At 67.0% G+C, this 22242-nt stretch carries 21 protein-coding genes and 1 pseudogene; 21 read left to right on the top strand and 1 reads right to left on the bottom strand.

Annotated elements, in window-relative coordinates:
• Nucleotides 1-4 precede the first annotated feature (4 nt).
• The 6 genes from metK (at nucleotide 5) to RhoFasB10_RS13320 (ending at nucleotide 7584) form a co-directional block, all read left to right on the top strand.
• Nucleotides 5-1219, top strand: coding sequence for a methionine adenosyltransferase (gene metK, locus RhoFasB10_RS13345; protein WP_068424300.1), 1215 nt, complete (start codon nucleotides 5-7; stop codon nucleotides 1217-1219).
• Nucleotides 1216-3240: a primosomal protein N' gene (locus RhoFasB10_RS13340; RefSeq protein WP_068425937.1), complete on the top strand. Its 2025-nt coding sequence runs from the start codon at nucleotides 1216-1218 to the stop codon at nucleotides 3238-3240. The genes metK and RhoFasB10_RS13340 overlap by 4 nt, the downstream gene beginning before the upstream one ends.
• A gap of 85 nt (nucleotides 3241-3325) precedes the next feature.
• Nucleotides 3326-4177 (top strand): cyclase family protein, encoded by an 852-nt coding sequence (locus tag RhoFasB10_RS13335; protein WP_167676746.1) that lies wholly within the window; start codon nucleotides 3326-3328, stop codon nucleotides 4175-4177.
• Nucleotides 4178-4267: 90 nt separating this feature from the next.
• On the top strand, nucleotides 4268-5074 hold the full coding sequence (locus RhoFasB10_RS13330; protein ID WP_240931078.1) for a PadR family transcriptional regulator: 807 nt from the start codon (nucleotides 4268-4270) through the stop codon (nucleotides 5072-5074).
• Nucleotides 5075-5155: 81 nt separating this feature from the next.
• Nucleotides 5156-6079: a methionyl-tRNA formyltransferase gene (gene fmt, locus RhoFasB10_RS13325; RefSeq protein ID WP_167676744.1), complete on the top strand. Its 924-nt coding sequence runs from the start codon at nucleotides 5156-5158 to the stop codon at nucleotides 6077-6079.
• Nucleotides 6076-7584 (top strand): transcription antitermination factor NusB, encoded by a 1509-nt coding sequence (locus RhoFasB10_RS13320; RefSeq protein ID WP_167676742.1) that lies wholly within the window; start codon nucleotides 6076-6078, stop codon nucleotides 7582-7584. Before fmt ends, RhoFasB10_RS13320 begins: the two co-directional genes overlap by 4 nt.
• On the opposite strand, the gene RhoFasB10_RS13315 is transcribed toward RhoFasB10_RS13320, so the two are convergent.
• A complete protein-coding gene (locus tag RhoFasB10_RS13315) occupies nucleotides 7567-8430 on the bottom strand; it encodes a helix-turn-helix transcriptional regulator (RefSeq protein WP_346764392.1) in 864 nt (287 codons plus the stop codon). The genes RhoFasB10_RS13320 and RhoFasB10_RS13315 overlap by 18 nt on opposite strands.
• A 53-nt stretch (nucleotides 8431-8483) precedes the next feature.
• Here RhoFasB10_RS13315 and RhoFasB10_RS13310 point away from each other — a divergent pair, with 53 nt between their 5' ends.
• The 15 genes and pseudogenes from RhoFasB10_RS13310 (at nucleotide 8484) to secG (ending at nucleotide 22187) form a co-directional block, all read left to right on the top strand.
• Entirely contained in the window at nucleotides 8484-8861 is a 378-nt protein-coding gene (locus tag RhoFasB10_RS13310; protein ID WP_167676740.1) for a VOC family protein, read from the top strand.
• Nucleotides 8862-8909: 48 nt separating this feature from the next.
• On the top strand, nucleotides 8910-9587 hold the full coding sequence (rpe, locus tag RhoFasB10_RS13305; RefSeq protein ID WP_167676738.1) for a ribulose-phosphate 3-epimerase: 678 nt from the start codon (nucleotides 8910-8912) through the stop codon (nucleotides 9585-9587).
• Nucleotides 9587-10621: a bifunctional diaminohydroxyphosphoribosylaminopyrimidine deaminase/5-amino-6-(5-phosphoribosylamino)uracil reductase RibD gene (gene ribD, locus RhoFasB10_RS13300; protein ID WP_167676736.1), complete on the top strand. Its 1035-nt coding sequence runs from the start codon at nucleotides 9587-9589 to the stop codon at nucleotides 10619-10621. The genes rpe and ribD overlap by 1 nt, the downstream gene beginning before the upstream one ends.
• 3 nt (nucleotides 10622-10624) lie before the next feature.
• A complete protein-coding gene (locus RhoFasB10_RS13295; protein WP_167676734.1) occupies nucleotides 10625-11236 on the top strand; it encodes a riboflavin synthase in 612 nt (203 codons plus the stop codon).
• Between the two features lie 82 nt (nucleotides 11237-11318).
• Nucleotides 11319-12644 carry a bifunctional 3,4-dihydroxy-2-butanone-4-phosphate synthase/GTP cyclohydrolase II gene (locus tag RhoFasB10_RS13290; protein ID WP_167676732.1) on the top strand — a complete coding sequence of 442 codons (1326 nt, stop codon included), beginning with the start codon at nucleotides 11319-11321 and terminating at the stop codon, nucleotides 12642-12644.
• The gene (gene ribH, locus RhoFasB10_RS13285; protein ID WP_167676730.1) at nucleotides 12641-13138 is read left to right on the top strand and encodes a 6,7-dimethyl-8-ribityllumazine synthase; all 498 of its coding nucleotides are present in this window, start codon (nucleotides 12641-12643) and stop codon (nucleotides 13136-13138) included. Before RhoFasB10_RS13290 ends, ribH begins: the two co-directional genes overlap by 4 nt.
• Nucleotides 13135-13590, top strand: a complete 456-nt coding sequence (locus tag RhoFasB10_RS13280) for a PH domain-containing protein (RefSeq protein ID WP_114329556.1) — start codon at nucleotides 13135-13137, stop codon at nucleotides 13588-13590. Before ribH ends, RhoFasB10_RS13280 begins: the two co-directional genes overlap by 4 nt.
• A 36-nt stretch (nucleotides 13591-13626) precedes the next feature.
• Nucleotides 13627-15594, top strand: a pseudogene (gene uvrC / locus RhoFasB10_RS13275) (excinuclease ABC subunit UvrC); the annotation flags it as partial.
• A gap of 230 nt (nucleotides 15595-15824) precedes the next feature.
• Nucleotides 15825-16691, top strand: coding sequence for an RNase adapter RapZ (rapZ, locus tag RhoFasB10_RS13270; RefSeq protein ID WP_346764395.1), 867 nt, complete (start codon nucleotides 15825-15827; stop codon nucleotides 16689-16691).
• Nucleotides 16688-17710 (top strand): uridine diphosphate-N-acetylglucosamine-binding protein YvcK, encoded by a 1023-nt coding sequence (gene yvcK / locus RhoFasB10_RS13265; RefSeq protein WP_167676725.1) that lies wholly within the window; start codon nucleotides 16688-16690, stop codon nucleotides 17708-17710. Before rapZ ends, yvcK begins: the two co-directional genes overlap by 4 nt.
• On the top strand, nucleotides 17701-18684 hold the full coding sequence (gene whiA, locus RhoFasB10_RS13260) for a DNA-binding protein WhiA (RefSeq protein ID WP_068424269.1): 984 nt from the start codon (nucleotides 17701-17703) through the stop codon (nucleotides 18682-18684). Before yvcK ends, whiA begins: the two co-directional genes overlap by 10 nt.
• A 121-nt stretch (nucleotides 18685-18805) precedes the next feature.
• The gene (gene gap / locus RhoFasB10_RS13255; RefSeq protein WP_114329552.1) at nucleotides 18806-19825 is read left to right on the top strand and encodes a type I glyceraldehyde-3-phosphate dehydrogenase; all 1020 of its coding nucleotides are present in this window, start codon (nucleotides 18806-18808) and stop codon (nucleotides 19823-19825) included.
• Between the two features lie 4 nt (nucleotides 19826-19829).
• Entirely contained in the window at nucleotides 19830-21041 is a 1212-nt protein-coding gene (locus RhoFasB10_RS13250) for a phosphoglycerate kinase (RefSeq protein WP_167676723.1), read from the top strand.
• Nucleotides 21042-21045: 4 nt separating this feature from the next.
• Entirely contained in the window at nucleotides 21046-21831 is a 786-nt protein-coding gene (tpiA, locus tag RhoFasB10_RS13245) for a triose-phosphate isomerase (RefSeq protein ID WP_167676721.1), read from the top strand.
• 122 nt (nucleotides 21832-21953) lie between these two features.
• Nucleotides 21954-22187 (top strand): preprotein translocase subunit SecG, encoded by a 234-nt coding sequence (gene secG, locus RhoFasB10_RS13240; RefSeq protein ID WP_068424261.1) that lies wholly within the window; start codon nucleotides 21954-21956, stop codon nucleotides 22185-22187.
• Nucleotides 22188-22242 lie beyond the last annotated feature (55 nt).

Raw genomic sequence — 22242 nt, 5'->3', positions numbered from 1 at the left:
ATCCGTGAGCAAGTCCGGCAGTCGGCTCTTCACCAGTGAGTCCGTGACCGAGGGTCACCCAGACAAGATCTGCGACGCCATCAGCGATTCGATTCTCGACGCGCTCCTCGCGGAGGATCCGCGTGCGCGTGTGGCGGTGGAGACGCTCGTCACGACCGGCCAGGTTCACGTCGCGGGCGAGGTCAACACCACCGCCTACGCCGATATCCCGAAGATCGTGCGCGACAAGGTGCTCGAGATCGGCTACGACTCGTCCGCCAAGGGCTTCGACGGCAACTCCTGTGGCGTCAACATCGCCATCGGTGCGCAGTCTCCGGAGATCGCGCAGGGCGTCGATCACTCCCACGAGGCACGCGTCGAGGGCCTGTCCGACGACGAGATCGACCGGCAGGGCGCAGGCGATCAGGGTCTGATGTTCGGCTACGCCAACACCGACACCCCCGAGTTGATGCCGCTGCCCATCGCGCTCGCACACCGGCTGTCGCGTCGTCTCACCGAGGTTCGTAAGTCGGGTGTGCTTCCGTACCTGCGTCCGGACGGCAAGACCCAGGTCACCATCGAGTACGACGGGGACGACGCGGTGCGCCTCGACACGGTCGTGGTGTCGACGCAGCACGCCGCCGACATCGACCTCGACAACCTGCTGACGCCCGACATCCGCGAGAAGGTTCTCGGCTCGGTACTCGAAGAACTGAACGTGCCCACGCTGGACACGTCCAACATTCGTCTGCTCGTCAACCCCACCGGCAAGTTCGTGCTCGGTGGACCGATGGGCGACGCAGGTCTGACCGGCCGCAAGATCATCGTCGACACCTACGGCGGAATGGCGCGCCACGGTGGTGGCGCGTTCTCGGGCAAGGATCCGTCGAAGGTCGACCGGAGCGCCGCGTACGCGATGCGCTGGGTCGCCAAGAACGCCGTCGCCGCAGGTCTGGCCGACCGCATCGAGGTCCAGGTCGCCTACGCAATCGGCAAGGCAGCCCCCGTCGGTCTGTTCGTCGAGACCTTCGGTACCGAGAAGACCGACCCGGCGCGCATCCAGTCGGCGATCAACGAAGTCTTCGACCTGCGTCCGGGCGCGATCATTCGCGATCTCGACCTCCTCCGCCCGATCTACGCGCCGACCGCCGCCTACGGTCATTTCGGTCGTACCGACATCGCGTTGCCGTGGGAGTCGACCGACCGCGCGGAGAAGCTGCGCGCGGCAGCGGGTCTCTGAGCAGCACAGCGCGAGCGGCAGCACCCGAGCTCCCCATAGCTCGGGTTCTGCCGCTCTTGCCGTTACCGCACCTCGATCGCGAGTTCGACTATCTCGTCCCCGCCGAATTCGCCGACGACGCGAAGGTCGGCGTTCGTGTCCGCATCCGCTTCGCGGGTCGACTCGTCGACGGTTTCGTCGTCGAACGCGTGGCGACCACCGAGCACACCGGCAAGCTGGGGTGGCTCGACCGCGTCGTGTCCGACGAGCAGGTTCTGACGCCGGAGGTCAGCCGGCTGGTGTCGGCCGTCGCGCATCGCTACGCGGGAACGCGTGCCGACGTTCTCCGGCTGGCGGTTCCGCCGCGTCACGCCAAGGTCGAGTCCGAGGATCCGCCCGAAAAACCGGACGTTCCAGAACCCGTGGTCGACGAACGAGCGTGGAGCAGCTATACCCACGGGTCCGCGTTTCTCGATGCACTCCGCGCCGGCCGCAATCCACGGGCCGTCTGGCAGGCCCTTCCGGGCGAGGAGTGGGCGCGTCGGCTCGCCGAGCTCGCGGCAACGTGTGTCGCCGTGGGCCGCAGCGCCGTCATCGTGGTGCCCGATCAACGCGACCTGGATCGGGTCGCGGCCGCGTGTGAAGCGGCAGCGGGCCCGGACGTCGTGGCTGCGCTCTCCGCCGGGCTCGGTCCGGCCAAGCGATACCGGAGATGGCTCGGCGTGCTGCGTCGAGACGTGTCGATCGTGGTCGGTACCCGCAGTGCCGTTTTCGCACCCGCCGCGAATCTCGGTCTCGTCGTGCTGTGGGACGACGGTGACGACGGATACGCCGAGCCGCGTTCGCCGTATCCGCACGCCCGTGAAGTCGCGTTGCTGCGAGCGTTCGAGACCGGATGCGGCGTGGTCCTCGCCGGACACGCACGCACCGCAGAGGCCGAAGCGCTCGTCGACTCGGGATGGGCCCACGATCTCGTGGCGCCACGAGACGTGGTCCGCGCCCGGCAGCCTCACGTCGTCGCGTTGGCCGACAGCGATCATGCGCTGGCCCGCGATCCGGGAGCCCGCGCTGCGAGGCTGCCGGCGATTGCCTTCGACGCTGCGCGAACAGCGGTGAAGAACGACCTACCGGTGCTGGTGCAGGTACCGCGCGGCGGCTACATCCCGTCTCTCGCGTGCGGAAAATGCCGGACCCCAGCGCGATGCCGCCGATGCAACGGCCCGTTGGCACTACCGTCGGCGCCAGGAGCCGACGGGGCCGCGAGCCCCACGTGCACGTGGTGTGGCATCGCCGACACCAATCATCGCTGCACCGTGTGCGGCTCGCGCGCGCTCCGCGCAGTCGTCGTCGGAGCGCACCGCACCGCCGAGGAACTGGGACGCGCATTCCCCGGCGTCACGGTGCGAACATCGGGGGGCCCGGCAGTTCTGGACACCGTCGAACCCGGTGCGTCGCTTGTCATCTCGACGGTCGGCGCCGAGCCGTGGGCTCCGGGCGGGTACGGTGCTGCGCTGCTTCTCGACGGATGGGCGCTGCTCGGCCGAGCCGACCTGCGTGCGGCCGAGGAAGCGCTGCGACGCTGGATGACGGCAGCTGCCCTCGTACGTCCGGGAGCCGAGGGCGGCCGCGTCGTGGTCGTCGCGGAATCCGAGATTCCGACGGTTCAGGCTCTGGTCCGGTGGGATCCAGTAGGGCACGCGCGAAGTCAACTCGACGAGCGCGCCGAGGTGCGCTTCCCGCCTGCTGTCCATGTCGCGGCCGTCGATGGCACGACCGCCGCGATCATGGCTCTCGTCGAGACGGCCGAATTGCCCGAGGGGACAGAGGTTCTCGGGCCGGTGGACCTTCCCGAGGGGCAACGGCTGCCTGCGGGCGGCGGCGAGGACAGGATGCCAGGAGACGTGCAACGGCTGTTGTTGCGGGTCCCGCGTGCCGCCGGGGGAGCGCTGGCGCACGCGCTCGCCGACGCTCAGGCGGTTCGGAGCGCGCGGAAGAACACCGAGGCGGTCCGCGTGCAGATCGATCCCATTCGTATCGGTTGAGTCACCGCTCGGCTGCCGGTCCGCATAGAGTCCTCGGCGACGACGTGGCACCACACGAAACTCGGCCGCGAGGAGGGCGCTTCGAATGCACCGCAGGCAGTGGGTTCGGCGGGTGGCGACGGGACTGGCCGGCATCGCGGGGGCGCGGTTCGCGGGTCGGAGTTTCGCACATGCGGCACCCGGGACCGGATCGGCCGATCTACCGACGCCGGCGGTGCCGCTGGGCGAACTGGTGCGCATCGTCTCGTTGTCGCACGTCAACGATCCGGCGTCCACACCGATCTTCTCCGGCGACCCGGAGTTCGTGCTGGAGACAGCCGCGACGGTCGCCGAGGACGGGTACTACCTGCAGAACGTGCGCCAGGGTGAGCACACGGGAACGCACTGGGGTGCGCCTGCGCACTTCCAGGACGGAGGCCTGACGGCGGACCGACTCGTACCCGAGGATCTGTTCCTGCCTGCCGTCAAGATCGACATTCGCGACAAGGCCGCGGCCGACGCCGACTATGCGGTCACCGTCGCCGATCTGCAGGAGTGGGAAACTGCACACGGGCGAATCCCGTCCGGAGCTGCGGTCGTGCTCTGGACCGGCTGGGAATCGCGATGGGGCACCGATGCATACGTGGGCGCGGACGCCGACGGTGTGACCCATCAGCCCGGATTTTCCGCCGACGCCGCCCAGTGGTTGATCGACACGGGCAGGCTCGCCGTTCGCGGCGCACTCGGCACCGATACGTTCGGTCCCGATCTCGGTAACGACGACACGTATCCGGTGTCGGAAAAGCTGTACGACCAGCACCGCATCAGCCTCGAAAACCTGACCAACCTCGGATCGTTGCCCACCACCGGTGCTTACATCCTGGTCGGCGGCCCGATCAATCGCGCCGGATCGGGTTCTCCTGCAACGATATTCGGGTTGGTTCCGCGGCTGTCCTGACGCGGGTGAGCTCGACCGTCAGGGGGTTGCCATCGATGCATTGTCGATATATCGTCAATATGTCCAAACGATACGACAAGGAGCAAGGACATGGAAAACTACTTCGACATGCACCGCATGCCCTGGATGGGCATGGCGGAACGTCCCCAGAAGCGGCGAGCGTTCACGATGTGGATGCCGCAGGATGCGTCCGGTCCCGAGGATTCGCGACCGGATTCAGGTCATCGTGGCGGGCCGGGTCACCGTGGTGGCCATGGGCGTCGCGGACACGGCGGCGACGGACTCCGCGGAGACGAACACCGCGGACGCGGCGACCGGAATCGCGGCTTCGGGCCAGGTGGCTTCGGACCGGGCGGATTCGGCGGTTTCGGGCCGGGCGGCGACTTCGGACGAGGTCGAGGACGCGGCGGACGTGGTCGGCGAGGAGACGTCCGATCGGCAATTCTGTTGTTGCTGGCGGAATCTCCCATGCACGGCTACGAGCTGATCCAGCAGATCGTCGCGCGAAGCGAGGGTGCGTGGAAGCCGAGTCCGGGATCGATCTATCCCGCCCTGTCCCAGTTGGAAGACGAGGGCCTCGTTCTGATCGAGAAAGTCGACGGCCGCAAGACTGCACGACTCACCGAGCAGGGAACCACCTTCGTCGACGAGCACCGAGCTGAGCTGGGCGCCCCGTGGGACGACGTGCGCCGCAGCGTCGGCGGTGACGCTCTCGATCTGCGCGGTCTCATCGGCCAACTGATGGGCGCAGCAGGCCAGGTTGCAGCAGTCGGGACGCCCGACCAGGTGAAGGCGGCCGGTGAGGTTCTCACCGACGCACGGCGACGTCTCTACCGCATTCTCGCCGAGGACGATGCCGACAACGGCGACGCCGCGTCGTCGCCTACGGCGGAGTGATCGATGAGCTGCGACAGCGGTTCCCTAGAATAGGTAGTTCGTCGTACGGAATCGAACTACCTATTCTTCGGGAGCCAACTGGTGCGTGTTGTGTTTGCAGGGACGCCTGATGCGGCGGTTCCGTCGCTGGAACGGCTGATCGCGTCGACGAAACACGATGTGGTGGCCGTCGTGACGCGGCCCGATGCCCACGCCGGACGCGGCCGCAAGGTCAATCGCTCCCCCGTCGGACTACTGGCCGACCAGCACGGGATCCCGGTTCTGACCCCGAGGCGTCCGTCCGAACCCGAATTCGTGTCGGAACTGACCGATCTCGCTCCCGACGTGTGCCCCGTCGTCGCGTACGGCGCTCTACTTCCGCGGCCCGTTCTCGACATCCCTCGCTTCGGCTGGATCAATCTCCATTTCTCTCTTCTCCCTGCGTGGCGCGGAGCAGCGCCCGTGCAGGCGTCGATCGCCGCAGGAGACGACATCACCGGCGCATCGACCTTCCTGCTGGACGACGGCATGGACACCGGTCCTGTTCTCGGCGTCGTCACCGAGACGATTCGCCCGACCGACACGTCGGGAGATCTGTTGCACCGGCTGTCGGTGAGCGGTGCGGAGCTTCTGGAGGCGACGCTCGACGCCATCGAATCCGGTGAGGCATCGGCAATCCCGCAACCCACGGACGGTGTGTCCCACGCCGCGAAGGTGACCGTCGACGCGGCCCGCATCGACTGGTCGGCGTCGTCGACGGCGGTCGACCGGCATATTCGTGCCGTCACTCCCGCGCCGGGCGCCTGGACGACGATCGGAGATCTGCGTGTGAAGATCGGACCGGTCCGTCCGTCCGACGAGACGCTCGAACCCGGAGAGGTTCTGGCGCGCAAGGACGGTGTCCACATCGGAACCGGTGACGGCTCGATCGTTCTCGGTGACGTGCAACCGCAGGGCAAGAAACTCATGAAGGCAGCAGATTGGGCGCGCGGCGCACGATCGATCGACGGGACGGTGGCGCAGTGAGCGACCGCAGCAGTAACTCGAACCGAGACGGCAACTCCGACAACGCCGGTCGGCGTCGTTCCGGCGGCGGATCGGCTCGCGGCGGTCGGCCGCAGCGCAGTCCCGGATCTCGTGGTGGCGGTGGCCAGCGACCCCAGCGCGGGCGCGGACCGTCGTCGGCACCGCCGATCGATCCGGCACGGCTGGCTGCGCGCGATGTTCTGAAGGCAGTTCGTGAACGCGATGCGTACGCCAATCTCGTTCTGCCAGGACTGCTTCGGGATCGCAAGCTGGACAGCCGCGACGCGGCGCTCGCGACCGAACTTGCCTACGGCGCGTGTCGCGCCCGTGGGTTGCTCGACGCGGTCGTCGAATCAGGTTCGGGCAGAACGATTTCCGAGATCGACGGCGGTCTGCTCGACATTCTTCGTCTCGGCGCCTACCAACTGTTGCGCACGCGTGTCGCGCCGCACGCCGCCGTCGCCACGTCCGTCGACCTGACGCGCGCCGAATTCGGCAGCGGCAAAGCGGGATTCGTCAATGCCGTACTGCGGCGGGTGTCGGAGAAGAGCGCCGAGGAGTGGGTCGCCGAGCTCGCTCCGGACGCGGAGAAGGATCCGGTGGGGCACCTCGCGTTCGAACATGCCCACCCGAGATGGATCGCGCAGGCATTCGCCGACGCACTCGGTGCCGACGCGGGCGAGCTGGCGGCGGTCCTCGAAGCCGACGATGCCCGTCCGGCGGTCCACCTCGTCGCGCGTCCCGGAGAGATCTCGGCCGAGGAACTGGCGTTGATCACCGGGGGAGAAGAGGGAAAGTACTCGCCCTACGCGGTCTACCTCGACGGCGGCGACCCCGGCAAGCTCGACGCGGTCCGCGACGGTCTCGCCGGGGTGCAGGACGAGGGCAGCCAGCTCGTCGCGCGGGCGCTGACGCTGGCACCGCTCGACGGTCCCGACGGGGGTCGTTGGCTCGACCTGTGTGCGGGGCCGGGCGGCAAGGCGGCGCTGCTCGGTGCACTGGCCGAGATCGACGCGGCGCAGGTCGACGCCGTCGAGCCTGCGGCGCACCGGGCCGAACTGGTGCGCAAGACGACCAAGGCGCTGCCCGTCACCGTGCACGCCGTCGACGGACGCGATCCGGGCCTGGATCCGGGGTACGACCGCGTCCTCGTCGACGCGCCCTGCACCGGTCTCGGAGCGTTGCGTCGTCGCCCCGAGGCACGGTGGCGACGCTCGCCGAAGGACGTCGCCGAGCTGGTGACGTTGCAGAAGCAGCTGTTGGCCTCCGCGATCGAACTGGTGCGTCCCGGCGGGGTCGTGCTCTATTCGACCTGCTCACCGCACCTGTCGGAGACCTCGGCCGTCGTCGCCGACGCGGTCCGCAGGCACGGTGTGGAGGAGCTCGACACCCGCGCACTGGTGCCCGATGTGCCGGGTGTCGGCGACGGCACCTCGGTGCAGTTGTGGCCGCACCGACACGGAACGGATGCCATGTTCCTGGCGGCGCTACGCAAGCCGTCGTGATCGATAGTCGCTCGGTGGCACGCCCACGAGTTCGGTGAACTCCCGGGTGAAGTGCGCCTGGTCGAACCAGGCGTAGCGCGCCGCCAGATCGGCGATGGAGCCGGAGAATCCGTCGTCGAGATCGGTGATGGCGTCATGGATGCGGTAGCGGTTCAGCACCCATTTGGGGGTCGTGCCCACGTACCGTTCGAACAGTCGCTGCAGATGTCGCGTACCGATGTCGCAAGCACGCTCGACGTCGGACACGCGCAACAATGTCCGGTCGTTCAACATCGTTGCGACGATGGACAACACCGCGCTGTACGCGGGTTCGACGTGTGCGTCCTGGATCGACAATGCCTCGTCCGCGACGGCCGCGCATCGGTCCGGATCGTCGTCGGGGCCGAGCGCTCCGAGTGCGGCGACCGCGTCCGGGGCGAACATCGACGGCGCGGCGACCAGAACATCGCGCAACGTGCGGGCGGACGTTCCGGTCATGCTCGCGAAACCACCGGGCCTGAACTTGACGCCGAACACCCAGCCGGATTCGGCGATGGTGACGTCGAATCGCCGCGTCAGGACACCGGTCGCCACCACTGGTCCGACGTCGGCGACGCCGGTGCGCACTCGTCCACGTTCGACGCTCAACGTGCACGCCGGGTGGGGAAGCGTCGAGCTCCGGTACGACACGCCGTCCGGCAGATCCCAGCGCAGCAACCAGTAGTTCTCGACCCACGCGCTCGCCGAGTCCCCACACGCCAACCGCGTGAGGTTCACGTGTTGCGCCAACCGTTCCGGGCTCAGGATGCCCGCGGTCGTCGACGTCCCGGCCGCGACGGCTGCTGTCGCATTTTTCCTATCGACCACGGGCGAAGTCTAGAAGTCTGGGGCGACACGAGAAATCGAACGAGGGGACAGTCATGAGTGAGAAGCCGGTGGCCGCACTGAAGATGGTGACGCTGGACTGCGCGAATCCTGCCGAGAGCGCCGAGTTCTGGTCCGCGCTGCTGGGCTGGACGGTCGCACACGCGGAACAGGAGTACGCGATGGTGACGGGAGGGGACACCGCGCTCGGCTTCGGTCGCGTCGAGGACTACGTCCCTCCCGCGTGGCCGAATCCCCACGGCAGCAAGCAGTTCCATTTCGATCTCGCCGTGGACGACCTCGACGACGCCGCGCTCCGGGCCGTCGACCTCGGGGCGGTGCTTCCCGATGATCAGCCCGGCGAGACATGGCGGGTGCTGCTCGATCCGGCGGGCCATCCGTTCTGTCTGACGAAGGCGGAGAACTGGGGTTGACGGCAGCCGCCTGTGACGGCTGATACAGGGCCGCACTAGGCTGCGCATGTGGCTGCTCCGATGATCGCTCCGTCGATATTGTCCGCCGATTTCGCTCGTCTGGGGGAGGAGGCCGACGCTGTCGCCGGTTCGGACTGGTTGCATGTCGACGTCATGGACGCGCACTTCGTTCCGAACCTGACGTTGGGCCTGCCTGTGGTGAAGAGCCTGTTGAAGGCGACGGACATCCCGCTGGACTGCCATCTGATGATCGACGACCCCGGCCGGTGGGCGCCGTCGTACGCCGAGGCAGGTGCGTACAACGTGACGTTCCACGCCGAGGCAACCGACGATCCGATCGCAGTGGCGAAGGACATTCGGGCGGCAGGCGGGAAGGCGGGCCTGTCGGTCAAGCCGAACACCCCGATCGAGCCCTACCTGGAAATCTTGAAGGAATTCGACACGCTGCTGGTGATGAGCGTCGAACCCGGCTTCGGCGGGCAGTCGTTCATTCCCGACGTGCTCGGCAAGGCTCGAACCGTGCGGAAACTCGTCGACTCCGGTGAGCTGACGCTCGTCGTCGAGATCGACGGTGGAATCAACGTCGACACCATCGAGCAGGCGGCCGAGGCAGGCGTCGACTGCTTCGTCGCCGGCTCGGCCGTGTACGGCGCTGCCGATCCCGCCGCTGCGGTCCGTGGACTCCGCGAGCAGGCAGGGCGCGCGTCGGCACATCTGTCCCTCTGATGTCGGATCCCGCCGCGTCCGACTACGCGGCCGCGATGCGCACGGCGATCGACGCGTCGGAATCGGCACGGGGACGCACGAGCCCCAATCCGCCTGTCGGCGCAGTGATCCTGGATGCCGCGGGCGCGGTCGTCGGTATCGGGTCCACGCAGCCACCCGGTGGTCCTCATGCCGAGATCATGGCGTTGCGCGAGGCCGGTGACCGGGCTCGGGGCGGTACGGCCGTCGTCACGCTCGAGCCGTGCAACCACACCGGTCGGACCGGGCCGTGTGCAGTCGCGCTGATCGAAGCAGGTATCGCCCACGTGATCCACGCCGTCGGCGACCCCAATCCCGTGGCGATGGGCGGCGCGGACAGGCTGCGCGCCGCGGGTGTCGTCGTGGAATCCGGTCTGGAGGCCGACGCCGTCTCGCACGGTCCGTTGCGCGCCTGGCTGCACAAGCAACGAGCGGGCAGGCCGTTCGTGACGTTGAAGTACGCGGCAGGCCTCGACGGACGTAGTGCCGCCGCAGACGGAACGAGTCAGTGGATCACCGGTCCCGACGCGCGCGCTCACGTCCACGCCGAGCGCGCGAAGCTCGACGCCGTCGTCGTCGGGACCGGAACAGTGCTGGCCGACGACCCGCTGCTGACCGCACGGCTGACCGACGGGTCGAACGCCGCCCGGCAGCCGCTGCGCGTCGTCGTCGGGCGACGCGAGATACCGGCAGATGCTCGAATACGCGGAGACGACGCGCCGACGGTGTTCGTCCGCAGTCACGACCCGCTCGACGTCCTCGCCGCTCTGGCCGACCACACCGATGTCCTGGTCGAAGGTGGTCCGACTCTGGCGGGCGCGTTTCTCGCAGCGGGCGTGGTCGACCGAATCGTGGCCTACATCGCGCCCGTCGTGCTGGGGTCGGGCAGAGCCGCGGTGGAGAATGCGGGGGTCGGAACAATTGCCGACGCCCTGCGGTTCTCGATCGAGAGTGTGCAGACGCTGGGGACCGACCTGGTCGTCGTCGCCGTACCGAAAGAAACAGGAGTGACGTAGACAGTGTTCACCGGGATAGTCGAAGAGCTCGGCGAGATCGTCGGCAAGGAAGACCTGGCCGACGCGGCGCGGTTCACCGTCAAGGGACCTGTCGTGACGTCGGACGCAGGTCACGGAGATTCGATCGCGGTCAACGGTGTGTGCCTGACCGTGGTGGACGTCCTCGACGGGATCTCCTTCACCGCCGACGTCATGCAGGAGACACTGAACCGGTCGAGCCTGCAGCGGCTCGAGGTGGGCAGTCGCGTGAATCTCGAACGCGCTGCGTCGCTCGGCGGCAGGCTCGGCGGACACCTCGTTCAGGGGCATGTGGACGGCACCGGAACGGTCGTCAGCCGCTCGCCCTCCGAGAACTGGACGGTGGTGCGCATCGCGCTGCCGACCTCGGTCGCCCGATACGTCGTCGAGAAGGGATCGATCACCGTCGACGGTGTCTCGTTGACGGTGTCCGGCCTGGGCGAGGATGCGGACGGTCACTGGTTCGAGATCTCGCTGATCCCGACGACACTCGAGCTCACCACCCTCGGCCGGTCGCCGGTCGGCACGCCGGTGAACCTCGAAGTCGACGTCATCGCGAAGTACGTCGAACGCCTGCAGACCCTCGCCGCAGACTGACCGAACCGGAAAGTACTGTTGAAGGGGTATCTGCGCCGACGTCTGAAGTCGGTGCGGAACGAGACACTTTGGAGCGTACGACGTGACTAGGTTCGACAGTATCGAGCGTGCTGTCGCCGACATCGCCGCAGGCAAAGCCGTGGTGGTGGTCGACGACGAGGATCGCGAGAACGAAGGCGATCTGATCTTCGCCGCCGAGAAGGCCACCCCCGAGCTCGTGGCGTTCATGGTCCGATACACGTCCGGATACCTCTGTGTTCCGCTGTCCGGCGACGACTGCGACCGGCTCGGTCTGCCTCCGATGTACGCGACCAACCAGGACAAGCACGGCACCGCGTACACGGTCACCGTCGACGCGCGTGAAGGCATCGGAACCGGTATCTCCGCATCCGATCGTGCCGCGACCATGCGTCTGTTGGCCGACCCGAACAGCGGCGCGGGCGACTTCACTCGTCCGGGCCACGTCGTGCCACTGCGCGCCAAGGACGGCGGCGTGCTGCGACGCCCCGGCCACACCGAGGCCGCCGTCGACCTGGCACGCATGGCGGATCTTCGTCCCGCCGGCGTGATCTGCGAGATCGTCAGTCAGAAGGACGAGGGCGAGATGGCTCGCACCGACGAGCTCCGCGTGTTCGCCGACGACCACGATCTTGCACTCATTTCCATCGCGGATCTCATCGCATGGCGTCGCAAGCACGAGAAGCACGTCGTACGCGTCGCCGATGCACGGATCCCGACGTCGCACGGCGTTTTTCGCGCCGTCGGCTACCAGAGCGTGTACGACGACGTCGAGCACGTCGCCCTCGTGCGCGGCGACATCGCAGGCCCCGACGGCGACGGCAGCGACGTGCTCGTGCGCGTCCACTCCGAATGCCTCACCGGCGACGTCTTCGGGTCGCTGCGCTGCGACTGCGGTCCCCAGCTCGATGCCGCACTCGAGATGATCGCGCAGGAAGGCCGCGGCGTCGTGCTGTACATGCGTGGCCACGAAGGCCGCGGCATCGGTCTGCTGCACAAACTGCAGGCCTACCAGCTGCAGGACGCGGGATCGGACACCGTCGACGCGAACCTCCAACTCGGATTGCCCGCCGATTCGCGCGACTACGGCATCGGTGCGCAGATCCTGGTCGACCTCGGCATCTCGTCGATGCGTCTGCTGACCAACAACCCGGCCAAGCGCGTCGGACTCGACGGCTACGGTCTGCACGTCACCGAGCGGGTGCCGATGCCGCTGCGCGCGAACGCCGAGAACCTGACGTACCTCCGGACCAAACGCGACCGCATGGGCCACGACCTCGTCGGCCTCGACGAGTACGAGGCGGGTCATTCCGCAGGCTCCACTCCCGAGTACGAGTTGGGTCACAAGGCAGGCTCGACCCCGGATATCGAGTTGGGAACGAATCCATGAGCGGCGAGGGCGAGCCCGTACTCCAGTTGTCCGGTGCTGCCGATCTGAAGTTGGCGATCGTGGCGGGCCAGTGGCACAAGACGGTGTCCGAGGCGCTGCTCGACGGTGCCACGCGCAAGGCCGACGAGGCAGGTGTCACCGACGTGACCGTCGTACGTGTCGCGGGTGCCATCGAGCTTCCCGTCGTCGCGCAGCAGTTGGCGCGCACGCACGACGCAGTGGTCGCGTTGGGCGTCGTCATCCGAGGCGGCACGCCGCACTTCGAGTACGTCTGCGACGCCGTCACGGCCGGTCTGACGCGGGTGTCGCTCGACGAGGGCACCCCTGTCACCAACGGTGTGCTGACGACCAACGACGAGCAGCAAGCGCTCGATCGTGCCGGGCTTCCCGGGTCGAGCGAGGACAAGGGCGCCCAAGCGGTGGCCGCGGCCATCGACACCGCGTTGACGCTGCAGCGACTACGGCAGGCTCATGTCGACGGGGCTGCGCGATGACCGAGCCCGGTCGCTGGGAACTCGAAGTCAGGTCTCGAAAGTCCGCCCGATACGCCGTCATCGCGGCGGTCGTACTGGTCACCGCGCACGTGACCGTCGCCGTTCTGCTGCGAGTGTCGCCGACCGGTGTGTACTTCCGTACCGCCGACCAGCTGGCGCTCGCCGGCATCGGCTTCCTGCTCGCCGGCATCGCGTTGCTGCTGACGCGCCCGCGTGTGCGGGTCGGCGCCGAAGGGGTAGCGGTCCGCAACATCCTGTCCGAGCGACTCATCGAATGGGATCTCGTTCGGGGTCTGTCGTTCCCCGACGGCGCCATGTGGGCACGCGTCGACATTCCCGACGACGAGTTCATCCCGGTCATGGCCATCCAGTCGAACGATCGCGATCGAGCCGTCGCAGCCGTGCGCACGTTCCGCGCTCTCGAAGCCAAATACGCAGGCGCCGACACGTGATGTTCCGCGTCGGACCCTGCGGCTAGCCTGGAATACGTGTCCGATCCCTCTACGTATCGCCCGGCCACCGGGACCATCCCGGTCGAACCCGGCGTGTACAAATTTCGTGATCCGCACGGACGCGTGATCTACGTCGGCAAGGCCAAAAGCCTGCGCAGCCGACTCAATTCGTACTTCGCGGACGTCGCGTCGTTGCATCCGCGTACCCGCCAGATGGTCACCACCGCGGCGTCCGTCGAATGGACGGTCGTCACCACCGAGGTGGAGGCGCTGCAGCTCGAGTACAACTGGATCAAGGAGTTCGATCCGCGGTTCAACGTTCGGTACCGCGACGACAAGAGCTACCCGATGCTCGCCGTCACGATGAACGAGGAGTATCCGCGGCTGTTCGTCTATCGCGGTCCGAGACGCAAAGGTGTGCGGTACTTCGGGCCGTACGCGCACGCGTGGGCCATCCGGGAGACCCTCGATCTACTGCTGCGAGTGTTCCCGGCGCGTACCTGCTCGGCGGGAGTGTTCAAGCGACACAGCCAGATCGGCAGGCCCTGCCTGCTGGGGTACATCGACAAGTGTTCGGCGCCCTGCGTGGACCGCGTCAGCGCCGAGGAGCACCGCAAGATCGTCGAGGATTTCTGCGATTTCCTTTCCGGCAAGACCGACAAGCTCGTGCGGCAACTCGAGAAGCGCATGCAGGAGGCGTCCGAGGAACTCGATTTCGAGACCGCGGCTCGGCTGCGCGACGACGTCGGCGCACTCCGACGCGCGTTGGAGAAGCAGGCTGTCGTTCTCGGGGACGGCACGGACGCCGACCTCGTCGCCTTCGCTGCCGACGACCTCGAAGCCGCCGTACAGGTCTTCCACGTGCGCGGTGGGCGGGTGCGCGGCCAGCGGGGCTGGGTCGTGGAGAAGGCGGGAGAAGTGGTCGAGCAGCAAGCCGAGAACCGTGACGATCTGCCTGCTCTCGTCGAGCAGTTCCTGACGCAGTTCTACGGTGAGCAAGCTGCCATGTCGATTCAGTCACCCGGTGTCGACGACGCAGGCGCCAATGCGGTTCCGCGTGAGGTCCTCGTTCCGGTCATGCCTGCCAACTCCGATCAGGTACAGCAATGGCTCAGCCGTCTGCGCGGGTCCAACGTGCAGCTTCGGGTTCCGCAGCGCGGTGACAAGAAGGCGCTGGCCGAGACCGTAGAACGCAACGCCAAAGAGGCGCTGCAGCAACACAAGCTCAAGCGTGCAGGTGACTTCACGTCCAGATCGGCTGCGCTGCAGGGTATTCAGGAGGCACTCGATCTCGACTCCGCGCCTCTGCGGATCGAGTGCATCGACATCTCGCACGTGCAGGGCACCGACGTCGTGGCCTCGCTCGTCGTGTTCGAGGACGGTCTCCCGCGCAAGAGCGACTATCGCCACTACTCGATCAAGGAAGCGGCGGGCGACGGACATTCCGACGACGTCGCCAGCATCGCCGAGGTGACGCGTCGCCGATTCCTCCGGCACAGTTCCGACGCTGGTGGCGGCGGTGACCTGTCGCCCGAAGCCGCGTTGGATCCGCAGACCGGACGCCCGAAGCGCTTCGCGTACCCACCGAACTTGTTCGTCGTCGACGGCGGCGCTCCCCAGGTCGCAGCCGCCTCCGAGGTTCTGGACGAGCTGGGCGTGACCGACGTCGCGATAGTCGGTCTGGCCAAGCGTCTCGAAGAAGTCTGGGTGCCGGGCGAGTCGGATCCGGTCATCCTGCCGAGGACCAGCGAGTCCCTGTACCTCCTGCAACGGGTGCGCGACGAGGCACACCGATTCGCCATCAGTTTCCACCGCAGCAAACGTTCGCGTCGCATGACGGCGTCGGCGCTGGACTCGGTACGCGGGCTCGGCGAGACGCGTCGCAACGCTCTCGTGGCGCATTTCGGATCCGTCGCCAAGCTGAAGCAGGCGTCGGTCGACGACATCGTCCAGGTACCGGGAATCGGCGAGATGACGGCGAAGTCGGTGCTCGAGGCCCTGGGCGGGGAGTCAGGTCCGGTCGTTCCGGACACCCTAGGGTCGGACACTTCGGACATCGTCGGTCAAGATGGAGTCACGGGCAGCGACGCTGCCGATCGGGGTCGGGAAGATGCAACTTCGACAGGGTGAGGCGTGACGTGAGCAAACCGGATGTACAGCCGGCGCCGGACGCGACGGCGGCGGACAGCGCGAGCGGCAGCAGCGACGAGGTCGTCCCACCGCACCCAGGCGGTATCGAGGTCGCCCTCGTCACCGGCTTGTCGGGCGCCGGGCTTCGTACTGCCGCCAAGGCGCTCGAGGACATGGGGTGGTACGTCGCGGACAACCTGCCACCCGAGCTGATCTCGAAGATGGTCGATCTGGGCCTGGAGTCGGACCCGCGCATCGAGCGGCTCGCACTCGTGATGGACGTGCGCAGCCGCCTGTTCACGGGCGACCTCGGCTGGGTCGTCCGGGAACTCGATTCCAAGGGCGTCCGCAATCGTGTCCTGTTCCTCGACGCCACCGACGCGGCGCTGATTCGACGGTTCGAGTCCAACCGACGTAGCCACCCACTGCAGAACGACGGGCAGGACGGCACGCTGACCGAGGGCATCGCAGCCGAGCGGCTCCGCCTCGCGCAGGTCAAGGCGGCAGCCGACGTGACGATCGAGACCTCCTCGCTGTCGGTGCACCAGCTACGTCGCAAGATCGAGGCCGCGTTCGGAGGCGCCGATGCTGCGATGATCGGCGTCACCGTGCAGTCCTTCGGCTTCAAATACGGTCTTCCGATCGACGCGGATCTGGTGTGCGACGTCAGATTTCTGCCCAACCCGCACTGGGTTCCGGAGCTCCGCGAGCACACTGGTCGGGACGAGGCGGTTCGCGACTACGTCCTGGAGCAGGACGGGGCCCAGGACTACTTGGACACCTACCACCATCTGTTGCAGCTGACGGTGGACGGATATCGGCGGGAAGGCAAGCGATACATGACGGTTGCAGTCGGGTGCACCGGAGGAAAACATCGAAGCGTGGCCATGTCGGAAGCGCTGGCCGCGATGCTGGAACAACACGACGACCTGTCGGTGCGGGTGCTGCATCGAGACATGGGTCGCGAATGACCGACCTGCGACCGGACGACACGTCGTCGAAGAAGATAGTCGCGCTGGGTGGAGGTCATGGTCTGTATGCCACGCTGAGCGCGGCGCGCAGGCTCGCGAAGGACGTGACGGCCGTCGTGACCGTCGCGGACGACGGGGGATCGTCGGGTCGCCTTCGCGCCGAGCTCGGTGTCCTTCCGCCCGGTGACCTGCGGATGGCATTGGCCGCGCTGGCCGCCGAGAACCCGCGCACCCGCATGTGGGCCGACGTGCTCCAACATCGCTTCCGCGGTACCGGGGCGCTGGCGGGACACTCGGTGGGCAATCTCATACTGGCCGGGCTCACCGAGGTGCTCGGTGACACGGTTCTGGCGCTGGACGAGGTGTCCGATCTGCTGGGAATTCGGGGCAGGGTGCTCCCGATGGCACCCGTTCCGCTCGACATCGAGGCGGACGTCTCGGGGCTGGAGGACGATCCTCGGGTCAGCCGCGTCATTCGGGGTCAGGTGGCCGTTGCGACGACACCCGGCAAGGTGCGGCGTGTCCGCCTGATGCCTCCCGATCCGCCGGCTACGCCGGAAGCAGTGGAGGCCATCGGCGCGGCCGACCTCGTGGTGCTCGGTCCCGGTTCGTGGTTCTCCAGTGTCATTCCCCACGTTCTCGTCCCGGACCTACTGGCTGCTCTCGACCGATCGACGGCGCCGAAGGTCCTGGTGTTGAATCTCGCGCCGGAGTTGGGGGAGACCACCGGATTCTCCGCCGAGCGGCATCTGCACGTACTCTCCCAACACGCACCTGACTTCGGAGTGGACTACGTCCTCGTCGATTCGCTCTCCGTGCCTGCCGGGGGAGAGCGAGACCACCTCGCCCGTGCGGCTGCCAGGCTGGGAGCCGAGGTCGTCTACGACGATGTCGCCGAATCAGGTACTCACGCGCATCATTTCGGAAAGTTGGCGGCAGCGCTCGGTAGCATCGTCTCGTCGCGAGACGGGACTGCGCCGACGACGTCGCGCAGAGAGGGGATCACTTCGTGGCCATGACAGCGGAGGTGAAAGACGAGCTCTCGAGGCTCGCGATCACCCAGGTGAGCTGCAGGAGAGCCGAGGTGTCGGCTCTCCTGCGGTTTGCCGGTGGGCTTCACATCGTTGCGGGGCGTGTCGTCGTCGAGGCGGAGGTCGATCTGGGGTCGATCGCGCGGCGCCTACGGCGGGAGATCTTCGACCTGTACGGCTACTCGTCGGACGTGCACGTTCTCAGTGCAGGCGGTCTGCGCAAGAGCTCGCGCTACGTCGTGCGCGTCGCGAAGGACGGCGAAGCGCTGGCTCGCCAGACGGGACTGCTCGACATGCGCGGTCGGCCCGTGCGTGGTCTCCCCGCACAGGTCGTCGGCGGCACGGTCGGCGACGCCGAAGCAGCATGGCGCGGTGCCTTTCTCGCTCATGGTTCGCTGACCGAGCCGGGTCGCTCGTCGGCTCTCGAAATCAGCTGCCCCGGTCCTGAAGCCGCGCTCGCGCTCGTCGGTGCGGCCAGACGACTGGGTGTGGCAGCCAAGGCGCGTGAGGTGCGTGGCACCGATCGCGTCGTCGTCCGCGACGGCGAGGCCATCGGCGCTCTGCTGACCCGCATGGGAGCTCAGGACACTCGCCTCGTCTGGGAGGAACGCCGCATGCGACGCGAGGTGCGTGCGACCGCCAACCGGCTCGCGAACTTCGACGACGCCAACCTACGACGCTCCGCACGTGCCGCAGTCGCGGCGGCGGCACGCGTCGAACGGGCGTTGGAGATCCTGGGCGACGACGTTCCCGACCATCTCGCCGCGGCGGGTTCGTTGCGAGTTCAGCATCGACAGGCGTCCCTGGAGGAGCTCGGCCAGCTGGCCGATCCGCCGATGACGAAGGATGCCGTCGCGGGAAGGATCCGTCGTCTGCTGTCGATGGCGGACCGAAAAGCGAAGGACACCGGCATTCCGGACACCGAGTCGGCCGTCACCGCGGAATTGCTCGACGAGGCGTGAAGGCCCTGGTAGCGGACGACCCGCGCGCGAGTCGTGACTGCGCACTAGGGTGGGATCTGCTGCGTGCGGATGTCCACATGCACGAAATCCGACAAACGGTTCAACAACTTAGGAGCGAACAGTGACGATCCGGGTAGGCGTGAACGGCTTCGGCCGCATCGGACGTAACTTCTTCAGGGCAGTCGATGCGCAGAAAGCTCTGGGCACCACCGACATCGAGATCGTGGCTGTCAACGACCTCACGGACAACGCAACCCTGGCGCACCTGCTCAAGTACGACTCCATCCTCGGCCGTCTGCCGCACGACGTGAGCCTCGAAGGCGACGACACCATCGTCGTCGGCGACCAGAAGATCAAGGCGTTGTCGCTGCGCGAGGGCCCGTCCGCTCTTCCGTGGGGCGACCTGGGTGTCGACGTCGTCGTGGAGTCCACCGGCATCTTCACCGACGCGGCCAAGGCCAAGGGTCACCTCGACGCAGGCGCCAAGAAGGTCATCATCTCCGCGCCCGCCAAGGGTGAGGACATCACCATCGTGATGGGCGTCAACGACGACAAGTACGACGGCAGCCAGAACATCATCTCGAACGCGTCGTGCACCACCAACTGCCTCGGTCCGATCGCCAAGGTTCTCGACGACGAGTTCGGCATCGTCAAGGGCCTCATGACGACCGTGCACGCGTACACGCAGGATCAGAACCTGCAGGACGGCCCGCACAGCGACCTGCGCCGTGCGCGCGCTGCCGCTCTGAACGTGGTTCCGACCGGAACGGGCGCGGCGAAGGCGATCGGCCTGGTTCTTCCGCAGCTGCTCGGCAAGCTCGACGGCTACGCACTGCGTGTGCCGATCCCGACCGGCTCGGTCACCGACCTGACGGCCAACCTGAAGAAGTCGGCCAGCGCCGCGGACATCAACGCTGCGATGAAGTCGGCCTCCGAGGGCGCGTTGAAGGGCATCCTGAAGTACACCGAGGATCCGATCGTCTCGTCGGACATCGTCACCGACCCGCACTCGTCGATCTTCGACGCAGGCCTGACCAAGGTCATCGACGACCAGGTCAAGATCGTCTCCTGGTACGACAACGAGTGGGGCTACTCCAACCGCCTCGCGGACCTCATCGGCCTCGTCGGAAAGTCTCTCTGATCACATGGCAGTCAAAACACTGCAGGATTTGATCGCCGCCGGGGTGTCCGGCCGCGCTGTACTGGTCCGATCGGACTTCAACGTTCCGATCGAGAACGGTGTCATCACCGATCCGGGCCGGATCGTCGCGTCGCTTCCGACGCTGAACGCTCTGCTCGACGCGGGCGCCAAGCTCATCGTGACGGCGCATCTCGGACGACCGGATGGCAAGCCCGAGTCGAAGTACTCGTTGGCGCCCGTCGCGTCGAAGCTCGGCGAGCTGCTGGGCAGGCACGTGCAGCTGGCCGGCGACGTCGTCGGGCAGGATGCCCAGGCGCGCGCCGAGGGACTGACCGACGGCGACGTCCTCCTGCTGGAGAACATCCGCTTCGATCCGCGCGAGACCAGCAAGGACGAGGCGGAGCGTGCTGCGCTCGCTGCCGAGTTGGTGGCGCTGACCGACGGCGAGGGTGCGTTCGTGTCCGACGGCTTCGGTGTGGTCCACCGCAAGCAGGCGTCGGTCTACGACGTCGCGAAGTTGCTCCCGTCGTACGCGGGCAACCTGGTCGGCACCGAGGTCGACGTCCTGAAGACGCTGACCGAGACCCCGCAGCGCCCGTATGCGGTCGTGCTGGGTGGCTCGAAGGTGTCCGACAAGCTCGCGGTCATCGAAGCTCTGGCACCGAAGGTCGACACGCTCGTCATCGGCGGCGGAATGTGCTTCACGTTCCTCGCGGCTCAGGGACAGTCCGTCGGTTCGTCGCTGCTGCAGGACGACATGATCGACACGTGCAAGGACCTGCTCGAGCGTTTCGGTGACGTCATCCACCTGCCGAAGGACGTCGTCGTCGCCGATTCGTTCTCTGCGGATGCGGATGCGAAGACGGTGCCGTCGTACGAGATTCCCGACGGCTGGATGGGCCTGGACATCGGCCCGGAATCCGTCGAGCGTTTCGGTGCGGTTCTGCGCGCGGCCAAAACGGTGTTCTGGAACGGCCCCATGGGTGTGTTCGAGTTCGAGAAGTTCGCGGCAGGCACCAAGGGTCTCGCCGAGGCGATCGTCGCGGCGACCTCGAACGGCGCTTTCAGCGTCGTCGGTGGCGGCGACTCCGCAGCCGCGGTCCGTGCCCTCGGACTTCCGGACGACGGTTTCTCGCACATCTCCACCGGAGGAGGGGCGTCGCTCGAATATCTCGAGGGCAAGCAGCTCCCCGGTCTCGCAGCCCTGGAGGACTGAACAGATGGCACGTAAGCCGCTCATCGCCGGCAACTGGAAGATGAATCTCAACCACCTCGAGGCCATCTCGTTGGTGCAGAAGATCGCGTTCTCGTTGCCCGCGAAGTACTTCGACAAGGTCGACGTGACGGTCATCCCGCCGTTCACCGACATCCGCAGCGTGCAGACGCTGATCGAGGGCGACAAGCTGCTGCTCACCTTCGGTGCGCAGGACGTGTCGGCTCACGACTCGGGTGCGTACACCGGTGAGATCAGCGGTGGCATGCTCGCCAAGCTGGGATGCACGTTCGTCGTCGTCGGACATTCCGAGCGCCGCACGCTGCACAGCGAGGACGACGCGACGGTCCTGGCCAAGACCAAGGCTGCGCTGAAGCACGGGCTGACGCCGATTGTCTGCATCGGCGAAGGCCTGAACATTCGAGAGGCCGGTGAGCACGTGTCGTACAACGTCGCTCAGCTGCGTGCGTCGCTCGAGGGGCTGTCCGCCGAGGACATCTCCAAGATCGTCATCGCGTACGAGCCCGTGTGGGCCATCGGTACCGGCAAGGTGGCCAGCGCTGCGGATGCGCAGGAAGTGTGCGCAGCCATTCGCGAGGAACTGCAGACGCTGGCGTCCGCCGATGTCGCGGCCGGCGTTCGAATCCTCTACGGCGGATCGGTCAACGCCAAGAACGTCGGCGAGATCGTCGCGCAGAACGACGTCGACGGCGCCCTCGTCGGTGGTGCGTCGTTGAAGGCGGACGAGTTCGCCACCCTGTCGGCCATCGCCGCAGGGGGACCCCTGCCCTGATCTTCTGGGCGACACCCGACCGGAGCTGCCGTGCCACTGTCTCGCGAGAGGCGGTGGCACGGCAGTCGGCGTTCGACAGGTAGGCTGTCAGCGGTCGTGAGCTGAATCGATGTGAGGCGGACATGGAACTGTTTCTGGATATCTTGCTGGTCGTCACCAGCTTGGCGCTGATTCTTCTGGTGCTGTTGCACCGGGGTAAGGGCGGCGGTCTGTCCAGTCTGTTCGGTGGCGGCGTGCAATCGTCTCTGTCGAGTTCGACGGTCGTCGAGAAGAACCTCGACCGCTTGACCATCTTCACCGGCATCGTCTGGCTCATCGCGATTCTCGGCATCGGCCTCGAGATCAAGTTCTCCTGACTGTCGCGGCCTCACCGAGGTCATTTGTAAAGACATGCCGACACGACGTGGTGTG

Origin of the sequence: Rhodococcus sp. B10 (assembly GCF_011770055.1) — a bacterium.
Classification (GTDB): domain Bacteria; phylum Actinomycetota; class Actinomycetes; order Mycobacteriales; family Mycobacteriaceae; genus Rhodococcoides; species Rhodococcoides kyotonensis_B.
This window is presented reverse-complemented; position numbering and strand designations above follow the sequence as displayed.